The sequence below is a fragment of the Streptomyces sp. NPDC053079 genome, from assembly GCF_044546695.1.
Taxonomy (GTDB): domain Bacteria; phylum Actinomycetota; class Actinomycetes; order Streptomycetales; family Streptomycetaceae; genus Streptomyces.
The window spans coordinates 509,750-516,817 of sequence record NZ_JBITZJ010000007.1 but is presented as its reverse complement, the minus strand read 5'-3'; the positions used below and the strand labels follow the sequence as shown (position 1 = coordinate 516,817).

At 70.5% G+C, this 7,068-nt stretch carries 8 protein-coding genes; 7 read left to right on the top strand and 1 reads right to left on the bottom strand.

Going from position 1 to position 7,068, the window contains the following annotated elements; all coding sequences use genetic code 11:
- The first annotated feature begins 130 nt into the window (after positions 1 to 130).
- The 7 genes from ACIGXW_RS27670 (at position 131) to ACIGXW_RS27640 (ending at position 5,812) form a co-directional block, all read left to right on the top strand.
- The gene (locus tag ACIGXW_RS27670; protein WP_399575420.1) at positions 131 to 775 is read left to right on the top strand and encodes an HAD family hydrolase; all 645 of its coding nucleotides are present in this window, start codon (positions 131 to 133) and stop codon (positions 773 to 775) included.
- Positions 776 to 797: 22 nt separating this feature from the next.
- A complete protein-coding gene (locus ACIGXW_RS27665) occupies positions 798 to 1,970 on the top strand; it encodes an acetoin utilization protein AcuC (RefSeq protein WP_399575419.1) in 1,173 nt (390 codons plus the stop codon).
- Between the two features lie 159 nt (positions 1,971 to 2,129).
- Positions 2,130 to 2,945 (top strand): phosphatase, encoded by an 816-nt coding sequence (locus tag ACIGXW_RS27660; protein ID WP_360916764.1) that lies wholly within the window; start codon positions 2,130 to 2,132, stop codon positions 2,943 to 2,945.
- 128 nt (positions 2,946 to 3,073) lie between these two features.
- Positions 3,074 to 3,283, top strand: a complete 210-nt coding sequence (locus ACIGXW_RS27655) for a helix-turn-helix domain-containing protein (RefSeq protein ID WP_067299677.1) — start codon at positions 3,074 to 3,076, stop codon at positions 3,281 to 3,283.
- 110 nt (positions 3,284 to 3,393) lie between these two features.
- Entirely contained in the window at positions 3,394 to 3,492 is a 99-nt protein-coding gene (locus tag ACIGXW_RS27650; RefSeq protein ID WP_003948845.1) for a 30S ribosomal protein bS22, read from the top strand.
- Between the two features lie 218 nt (positions 3,493 to 3,710).
- On the top strand, positions 3,711 to 4,757 hold the full coding sequence (locus ACIGXW_RS27645; RefSeq protein WP_399575418.1) for an NAD-dependent epimerase/dehydratase family protein: 1,047 nt from the start codon (positions 3,711 to 3,713) through the stop codon (positions 4,755 to 4,757).
- 14 nt (positions 4,758 to 4,771) lie between these two features.
- Entirely contained in the window at positions 4,772 to 5,812 is a 1,041-nt protein-coding gene (locus tag ACIGXW_RS27640) for a 1-acyl-sn-glycerol-3-phosphate acyltransferase (protein ID WP_399575417.1), read from the top strand.
- Positions 5,813 to 5,860: 48 nt separating this feature from the next.
- Here ACIGXW_RS27640 and ACIGXW_RS27635 read toward each other — a convergent pair whose 3' ends face one another.
- Complete coding sequence (locus ACIGXW_RS27635) at positions 5,861 to 7,048, bottom strand: DUF5667 domain-containing protein (protein ID WP_399575416.1); 1,188 nt, start codon at positions 7,046 to 7,048, stop codon at positions 5,861 to 5,863.
- Positions 7,049 to 7,068 lie beyond the last annotated feature (20 nt).

Below are 7,068 nucleotides of genomic sequence, written 5' to 3'. Positions count from 1 at the left end.
CCTTTCAGCGCCGATGGTACTGCAGGGGGGACCCTGTGGGAGAGTAGGACGCCGCCGAACAAATTGTGAAGCCGCAGGCCCTGAGTCTTTGACTCAGGGCCTGCGGCATTTTTGCGTTTAGGGTGACGTCATGCGCTATGACCTCGTCATCTTCGACAACGACGGTGTACTCGTCGACAGCGAGCCCATTGCCAACCGGATTCTCGCCGAGTACCTCACGGAGCTCGGCCATCCCACCAGCTATGAGGACTCCATTCGGGATTTCATGGGCGGCGCGGTCCACCGTGTGCACGACCTCGTTCTCGAGCGGACCGGCCGGCGCCTCCCCGAGGACTTCGACGACACCCTTCACTCGCGCACCTTCTCCGCCTTCGCCCGTGAACTCCAGCCCGTGAAGGGCGTCGCACAGGTCCTGGAGCTCCTGGCCGGCACCGGCATTCCGTACTGCGTCGCGTCCTCCGGCAGCCATGAGCGCATCCGGACCGGACATCGGGCGGCCAGCCTCACCGAGTGGTTCGACGAGGCACGGATATTCAGCTCCGAGGACGTCGGCCGGGGAAAGCCGGCGCCGGATCTCTTCCTGCACGCCGCACGGTCGATGGGGGTGGAGCCGGACCGGTGCGTCGTGGTCGAGGACAGCCCGCTCGGCATTCAGGCGGCCGTCGCGGCAGGCATCGACGTCTACGCCTTCACGGCCATGACGCCCGCCGAGCGCCTGGCCGGGGCGACCGGCCACTTCGCCGATATGACGGAACTCTCTGCCTTTCTCGTATGAGTCATCCATTACGGTGTCGCCCATGAGCGGCCGCGCACAGCTGATGTGGGACGAGGCAGTAACGGGCTACGACTTCGGCCCCGGTCATCCGATGGACCCCGTGCGCCTCGCGCTCACCATGCGGTTGATCGAGGCATACGGGCTGGACCGCGTGGCCCGTACCGTGGCGGCCCCACCCGCCGGGGATTCCACGCTGCGGCTCGTACACCGGCAGGACTACATCGCGGCCGTGCGGGCCGCCTCGGCCGACCCCCGGTCCGCCGACGGGTCGTACGGCCTCGGGACGGTCGACGATCCGGCGTTCGCCGGCATGCACGACGCGGCCGCGCTGATCGCCGGGCAGTCGGTGGGCGCCGCCGAGGCGGTGTGGCGCGGCGACGCCCTGCACGCGGTGAACTTCGCGGGCGGGCTCCACCACGCCATGCCGGGCAGCGCCTCCGGATTCTGCGTGTACAACGACGCCGCCCTCGCCATCGCCCGGCTGCTCGAACTCGGCGTCGAGCGCGTGGCGTACGTGGATGTGGACGTTCACCACGGGGACGGTGTGCAGGCCGCGTTCTGGGAGGACCCCAGAGTCCTGACGATCTCCCTGCACGAGCACCCCCGCACGCTTTTCCCGCAGACCGGCTGGCCCGAGGAGACCGGCGGCCAGGGCGCGGAGGGCGGCGCGGTCAATGTGGCGCTGCCGGCGGGGACGGGGGACGCCGGGTGGCTGCGGGCCTTCCACGCGGTCGTACCGGAGCTCCTGGCGGCCTTCCGGCCGCAGGTGCTGGTGACCCAGCACGGCGCCGACACCCACTTCGAGGACCCGCTGGCGCACCTGACCGTGTCCGTGGACGCGCAGCGGCTCGTGGCGGCCGCGTGCCACGATCTGGCACACGAACACGCCGCCGGCCGCTGGCTGGCCCTGGGAGGCGGCGGCTACGCCGTCACGGACGTGGTGCCGCGGTCGTGGACCCATCTGGTGGGCATCGCCGCCGGGCGGCCCGTCGAGCCGGAGTCACCGGTGCCGGAGGACTGGCGCAGTGAAGTCCTCCGGCGGACGCGGCAGTTGGGCCCGTTGCGGATGACGGACGGTCGCAAGCCGCAGTGGCGGGACTTCACCGGCTCCGGCTACGACCCGGCCGACCGGCTCGACCAGGCGATCCTCGCCACCCGGCGCGCGGTGTTCCCGTCCCACGGTCTGCTGCCGTAAGTGGTCCACGGGAAAGGGGTGTTAGCCCACGCGTGGGACGTCGGTCGCGAATCCCGGCGGCCGGCACCCCATTGCGTCAGCATCGGGCTCGTGTTGACCCCTGGCGCCACTCCCGGCCCCACCCCTGGTCCCGCCTCCACCTCTGTCCCCACCGTTCCCGTGCTCACCCGAAGTGCCCTGCGTGCCCATCTGTTGACCACCCGTCTGGCGGGTCCCGTGGCCACGCCCCGGGAACGGAGCCTGAGTCGCTACCGGTTGTTCGCCGCGCGGGACCCTCGGGTGCTGATCGGTCTGGAGCCGAAATATGACTGGCGCTTCGTCGACTTGTTGCGACTGATGGGGGAGAGGTGTGGAGTTTCGGACGATCCCAAGCACACTTCCGGGCATGATGTGATCGACCCCGATCGCACGCTGGTGGCACTCGATGCCTTCGCCGACCGTCTGGCGACGGTCGCCGCGACCGGGGCGCCGGTGCTGATCGGCACCGGTCATCCGCATCGGCTCCTTGGCTTCTACGCCGCTTTGGCCGCCGGTCTCTCGGCGGCGGGATGCGGTGTCCTCACCCCGGCGCAGGGGCAAAGTGTCGACATAACGACCCGGTTCGGCGTACGCACCTACCGCCTCGACTACGTTCGAGGAGTAGCGATGGTGCGCGAACCCGGCGCACGGGCCGCAGAAAGTGAGCCCGGCGCGCATACCCATTCACCCCTCCCGGTTCGTACTGTCCTGGCGGCCCAGGCGGAGGCCGGCGGACCCCTGCCCGCCCTGGTCATCGGGGACCACGGCTGGGTCTGCGGGGCAGGTCAGCTGGGCATTGAGGCCATCGGGCTGGCCGACTCGGACGACCCCGCGCTGTTCGTCGGAGAGGCCGAGGGCCGGGTGTCCGTCGCCGTTCCGCTTGATGACACTGTGCGGTCTGATTACTACCGACCGCTTACTCGCTATGTACTCAATCGAGCGTGTCTGTCACAGTAGGCGGCCGATGGCTGCTCCTCTTCCCCACTCGCATCACCCGCCCCTAACCTGGGGAGTGAGCGCGCAGCGACGAGGAGTCACCGGAGGGGAAGCCGGTGCGCGTCATGTGCGGAAGGTTCAGGTGTGTCATGGCTGCTGGCGAAAGGCCTCTCAACGAGGTCGTGTTCCTTACCGTGGCGGAGGTCGCCGCGGTGATGCGAGTCTCCAAGATGACCGTGTACCGGTTGGTGCACAGTGGTCATCTGCCGGCGATCCGGGTGGGCAGGTCGTTCCGGGTCCCAGAACAAGCGGTGCACGAGTACCTCCGAGAGTCCTACGTGGGGGTGGAAACCGCCTGACGGGCACCTCGGATTACGCTGATCGCCCGGTGCCGGGTAGGCTGGCCCGATGTAGGTCGTGTGGGCTCGGACGCCCCGCACCGAGTGAATCGATGTAAGCGAGGGTAGTCGTGGGCTCTGTTATCAAGAAGCGGCGCAAGCGGATGGCCAAGAAGAAGCACCGCAAGCTGCTCAAGCGCACGCGTGTTCAGCGTCGCAACAAGAAGTAAGCAGCGTCGCTGTGAACGTCCCGCAGCCCTCCCACCGGTCACCGGTGGGAGGGCTGCGGTGCGTTGCGGGGAGTGAAGCCCTCGCTACGGCTTGAAATGACGCCCGACCCGTCCGGCGGTCATCACAGTGCAACAACGACCCGCTACGGTGGCCGCCACAGGGCACCGCTCGACGAGCGCACCACTCGTCGGCGAGGGTGGGAAGGAAGGCGCTGATCTTGGGCAAGGTCGTGCTCGTCACCGGAGTCGCGCGGCAGCTGGGCGGTCGTTTCGTACGCCGCATCCAGCGCGAGCCCGACGTCGACCGGGTCATCGGGGTGGACGCAGTGCCACCCGAGCACCACCTCGGCGGGGCCGAATTCATACGGGCGGACATTCGCCAGCCCACGATCGGCAGGGTCCTGGCGGAGCGGTCCGTCGACACCGTCGTCCACATGGACGTCAACGGCACCCCCCTGGGCAAGCGCGGCAGCCGGGCACTGGTCAAGGAGACCAACGTCATCGGCACCATGCAGCTGCTCGGCGCCTGCCAGAAGACGCCCAGCGTCAAGCGGCTGGTCGTGAAGTCCACCACGAGCGTGTACGGCTCGGCGCCCCGCGACCCCGCCGTCTTCACCGAGACCACACCGCCCAAGTCGCTGCCCAGCGGTGGCTTCGCCAAGGACGCCGTCGAGGTCGAGGGGTACGTGCGCGGCTTCGCCCGCCGCCGGCCCGACGTGGCCGTGTGCGTCCTGCGCTTCGCGAACGTCCTGGGGCCCTGTGCCGACTCGCCGCTCGCCGAGTACTTCTCCCTGCCCGTGCTGCCCAGCGTCCTCGGCTTCGACCCCCGGCTGCAGTTCGTGCACGAGGACGACGCGATCGAGGTGCTGCGGATCGCCACCGGGGAGCCCCGCCGGGGCACGCTCAACAGCGGCACGTTCAATATCGCGGGCGATGGCGTCCTGCTGCTCTCACAGGCCGCCAGGCGCCTCGGGCGCCCCACTCTCCCCTTCTTTCTGCCCACCGTGACCTGGGTCGGGTCCGCGCTGCGATCGGTCGGCGCCCTGGACTTCTCGCCCGAGCAGATCCGGTTGCTCACGCACGGCCGTGTCGTCCAGACCACGCAGATGCGCGAAACCCTGGGCTTCCACCCCACGTACACCACCGCCGAGGCGTTCGCGGACTTCGCCCGCAGCCGCCCCGCGGGCCTGCTGCCGCCCGAGACCCTCGCCCGTACCGTCGACCGGATCGCCGCGCTGATGCCTGCCGGCCGCGGCCAGAACTGAGGAGCGCACGCACCATGGCCGATGCGAAGGTCATTCCGTTCGGCGAGGAGCCCCGGTCCAAGAGGCGGGCGAAGCGCACGGGCCCGGGCCGTACGAACCGTTCACCGGCGTCGCTGGCCCCCGTACCGGTCCCGCGCGAGGAGAAGCCGCAGCCCCCGGGGGCCACGGACGGACAGCCCGGACACGACCCCGCCGCCGGGGAGCCGGCCGGCCAGGGCGGCTGGGACCGCAAGATCGCGCACGGGCTGAGCTTCCTGCGGCGGCGGATCACCGGCGAGTACGACGTCGACGACTTCGGGTACGACCAGGAGCTCACCGACCAGGTCATCCTGTCCCTGCTGCGGCCCTTCAAGGAGAAGTACTTCCGGGTCGAGGTGAAGGGCATCGAGAACATCCCGGAGAAGGGGGCGGCGCTGATCGTCGCCAACCACTCCGGCACCCTGCCCATCGACGGCCTGATGCTCCAGGTCGCCGTGCACGACCATCACCCGGCCGGCCGGAACGTGCGGATGCTCGCGGCGGACCTCGTCTTCATGCTGCCGCTCGTCAACGAGCTCTCCCGCAAGCTCGGGCACACCCTCGCCTGCGCCGAGGACGCCCAGCGGCTGCTCGAGCGCGGCGAGGTGGTGGGCGTGATGCCGGAGGGCTTCAAGGGGATCGGGAAGCCCTTCTCCGAGCGCTACAAGCTGCAGCGCTTCGGTCGGGGCGGCTTCGTCCAGACGGCACTGCGTGCCGGGGCGCCGATCGTGCCGTGCTCGATCGTCGGGGCGGAGGAGATCTACCCGATGCTCGGCAATTCCCGGACGGTGGCGCGACTGCTGGGCATCCCCTACTTCCCGCTGACGCCGGCCTTCCCCTGGCTCGGGCCGCTGGGCCTGGTGCCGCTGCCGACGAAGTGGACGATCCAGTTCGGGGAGCCGATCTCCACGGACGGCTACCCGCCGGAGGCGGCGGACGACCCGATGCTGATGTTCAACCTCACGGATCAGGTCCGGGAAACGATTCAGCACACGCTGTACAAGCTGCTCGTGCAGCGGCGATCCGTGTTCTTCTGACCGGCCCGCGTCCGACCGGCCGCCTCTGGTGCCGTGTGCCCGGTGCCGCTACTTGTCGTCCTCGCCGTGGATGCCGAGGCCCGGGAGGATGTCCGGGAGCAGCGGCGGGATGGTGATGTCCGGCTGCTTGGACGGCTTGCCGTCCTTGCCGTGCGAGGGACGGTCCGTGCCGGTGCCCTCGGAGCTCGGGGCGGGCTGCAGCAGGCCCGTGCCGCCCAGGAGGCCCTCGCGCTCGTCGCCGGTGCCCTGGGAGGACTGCGGGGGCTTGCTGCCGGGGTGCTTGCCGTCGGCCGTGGCGGGGGCCTTGGACGCCGGCGCGGAGTGGCCCGCGCTCTCGGGGGAGCCGTGCGAGGAGCCGCCCTCGCGGCGGCCGGAGCCCTTCTTGCCGCTCTTGTCGTCGGGGAGCAGGGACCGCAGCGGCTCGACCTCATCGTCTATGGCGGCGAAGACCGAGCTGACGTCGTCGGCGACGTCGGTGAGCTGGTGGGGCAGCCGGTCGCGCAGCCGGCTCCACCCTTCGCGCTGGGAGGAGGCGAACGTCGACAGCCGCTCGATCGCCCCGAGGGAGCCGTCGCGCTGATAGACGCCGTGCAGCAGCCGGTGGCCCTCGGAGGCGTCGTGCCGCATGCCGGAGAGGGTCTTGCGGATCTCCGCCAGGGACTCCTGGTCGAGCTCACCGGACCGGCCGCGCTCCATCAGCCGGCGGGTCTCCTGCAGCCGTGTGGTGGCCCGGTCGAGGAAGAGCCCGCCCCGGGTGGAGTCCCCGTCGGCCATGCCGAGCCTGAGGTCCTCCATGCCGCGCTTGAGCCCGTACAGCGTGTCGCCGGGCAGGGCGTTGGAGCTCGCCGCGGCGACACCGCCGAACGCGCCCGCCGCCACGCCCACCGTGAGGCCGCCGGCCGCCAGCCCCTTGGACCAGCGTGAGCGCGGCCGGAGCCGGCTCAGCGCGCTCGCCCGGTGGGTCGCCCGGCCGGAGCGCTGCTCCGGGACGGCGGCTCCGGCGAACTGGGCCTCCATGGCGGCGATCAGCTGCGCCCGCTGGACGGTTTTGACCTCGGGGTCCAGCTCGGGAGCCGGTAGCGCACCGAGCCCGCCCGCCAGGGTCAACAGCTTTGCCTGCTCGGCGTCTTCCGCCGATGGGCCGGACTGTGCGGCCGCAGCACCCTGGACGTCCTGGTCCTCCAGGGCCTGGGCGAAGGCGTTCGCCCGCCGGTGCGCCGATACGTTCGCGATCACAGGCGGCACCTCCTCTCGTC